General features: G+C 64.0%; 1 protein-coding gene. It reads left to right on the top strand.

Annotated elements, in window-relative coordinates; all coding sequences use genetic code 11:
- Positions 1–221 precede the first annotated feature (221 nt).
- A partial coding sequence (locus tag E0E39_RS15555) for a prolyl oligopeptidase family serine peptidase (RefSeq protein WP_165444877.1) occupies positions 222–1,916 on the top strand: 1,695 nt, incomplete at its 3' end.

Raw genomic sequence — 1,916 nt, 5'->3', positions numbered from 1 at the left:
CCGAACCATCGACATCCAAGCCGGCGACGCCATCGTCACCGCTGAAGACCCCATCCCCAACAACATCCAAACCTGGCTCGACGCCATCCACAACACCCGGGAACGACACTAAATGAGCCAAGTCAGGTCGATGCGTTGTGAAGTGTGAGAGGGAAGTGATGGATATTCCTGTAGGTCCAGCTGTCAGTGACTCTTCCTTGCCGTGGGGTCGGTGGTTGGAGGTGGATGACGCCACGCTCATGCAGCTGTTGGAAGAACACGGCCTGGACATCACCACACTCGAGAGCAACCAGAACGGTGACGATGGGCGCGACCTGGGTGAGCAGCGGGATGCTGATGGTGGTGAGGTGGTGCCGTTGGCTGGGGGGTGGTTGCGTTTGACCAGCGGGGATGGTGGGGACCTGGTGGGGCAGCACGTCTCGGATCCGGTGGAGCAGTATCCGGTTGGTGCCTCTGTGGTTTTCGGGGAAACCGGGATCGAGGGGTTACCGGGTTGGGAGACGCGCAGTCGTGACCTGTCTATGGAGTTGGGGTGGTGGTGTCGGATCCTGCGCGACCCGGAGCGGGAACGCTACGCGGTGGCGGTTCACCGGTGGGGTGATCCGGAACCCGGACTCGTGTTGGTGGGGGTGTATCCCGATGTGGTGTTGTGCCGGGCAGAGAAACCGGTTGTGGTGTTCGTGGAACCGCATCCCGCTGTGTCGGGCAGTGCCAGGGCCCGTCTGCTGCCGGTCACCACGACCTGCCTCGATGAGCCCCCACGGATACTTGCCGAAGGGCCCGCCGGTGGGGTGAAGGTCGAGGCGTGTTCCGTGCGGCGTTTCGTCAAGGTCGGGCACGGTGTTCGCAGCCGCAGAACCTGGCAGGTCTTCGACCTCACCAATCCCCAACCGCAACCCGTTGCCGTACCAGAGCCGGTGCGTGATCCCGACCTGTTCGATGTCGCACCCCTGGGGGACGGGTGCGTGCTCATCCATGGGGTCAATGACGCTCAGCAGTGGCGTATCGAGGCCAGCCACATCAGTGACAGCCACACAGTTAAGCAGTGGCAGATAGCGGCCGGGCAGGGACGACTCCGCCACCTCGCCGGCGCACACGAGGCCGTGCTCGCCCGTATCAGCCGAACCCAGGATGCCTGCCACACCGAGGAGCTGGTGTGGATACCGCTGACACCCACCACCACAACCACTGCTGTTGAGCCCCGCAGGCTGCTCACCACCCCGGGAATGTTCCACCTCACCCCGAGCCCCGGCGCAACCTCGACCGGGTTCGTGATCGCCGAAATGATCGTGGGAACACCCCCCACCACCTGGTACCTCGACGGCACCGGACAAGTACTCAACCCCACCACAACCCAGCATCCCGGAACAGGCATCCACGCCACACGCGAACGCATCACATCCCCGGACGGATACCAGTTCGACCTCGACATCCGATGGCGCGGTGACTCGGCCACCTTCCACGGACCGGTCATCGTCATGGTCTACGGCGCCTACGGACTCGACATCGACCTCGACGCCGACCCAGAACTCGGCCACTGGCTGGACCGCGGCTACGCCGTGGCAACCCCCCACGTCCGAGGAGGAGGAGACCCCCAACGCCACCACGCCGGCTCCCAAGATAGACGCGACCGCTCCCTACTCGATGCCATCACAGCAGTTGAGTGGCTGCGCTCAGGACGAGGAGCAGCGACCGCCACCAAAATATGCGTCATCGGCGCATCCGCCGGAGGATTCCTCACCGCATCCCTCCTCGCCGATGAAACCGTGACCATCGACGCCGCCGTGATCGTCAACGGCTACATAGACCCCCTCGAATCACTCCTCCACCACCCCTCACTCACCGAACAAGCCGACCGAGACGAATGGGGCGACCCCCACCACAACCCCCACCACCGACACGCACTGGAGAAACTC

This window comes from [Pseudopropionibacterium] massiliense, from assembly GCF_900607225.1.
GTDB classification, from domain to species: domain Bacteria; phylum Actinomycetota; class Actinomycetes; order Propionibacteriales; family Propionibacteriaceae; genus Arachnia; species Arachnia massiliensis.
The sequence above is the reverse complement of the archived record's forward strand: the minus strand, read 5'-3'. Positions and strand labels throughout refer to the sequence as shown.